We start from the raw sequence: 583 nt of genomic DNA on the forward strand, positions 1-583 counted from the left end.
TGCCAAGGCATCCACCGTATGCGCTTCTTCACTTGACCATATAACCCCAAGCAATCTGGTTATACTGTGAAGACGACATTCGCCGAAAATTCGAATTTCTCAATTAAGAGAACTCACAAATTTTACCTTAGCCTGATCCGTTACCAGTGAAAGTAACGTTCAGTCTATCTTTCTATCACATACCCAAATTTTTAAAGAACGATCTAATCAAAGACTAGAAATCAACATTCACCATCGCAGTGATGGAATGCTCATTTCTAAGCTTTCAACGTCTAGAAGCAGTAGTGGTGGAGCCAAACGGGATCGAACCGTTGACCTCCTGCGTGCAAGGCAGGCGCTCTCCCAGCTGAGCTATGGCCCCGTATTTCTACAGGCGTTTCCCACACAAAATTGGTGGGTCTGGGCAGATTCGAACTGCCGACCTCACCCTTATCAGGGGTGCGCTCTAACCAACTGAGCTACAGACCCAATTTCGGGCTGCTTCTTTATCGTCTTCTTCAATGAATCAAGCAATTCGTGTGGGAACTTATGGAGCAGCTGATGTCGTCGATTAAGGAGGTGATCCAGCCGCAGGTTCCCCTAC

2 tRNA genes are annotated in these 583 nt (G+C 46.8%); both read right to left on the reverse strand.

The features are described 5' to 3' along the window. Positions 1–285: 285 nt before the first annotated feature. Positions 286–361, reverse strand: a tRNA-Ala gene (locus TALK_RS21890). A 30-nt stretch (positions 362–391) separates the two neighbouring features. Then, positions 392–468 (reverse strand) — tRNA-Ile (locus TALK_RS21895). Positions 469–583: the final 115 nt, after the last annotated feature.

The sequence above is a fragment of the Thalassospira alkalitolerans genome (genome assembly GCF_002115745.1).
GTDB classification, from domain to species: domain Bacteria; phylum Pseudomonadota; class Alphaproteobacteria; order Rhodospirillales; family Thalassospiraceae; genus Thalassospira; species Thalassospira alkalitolerans.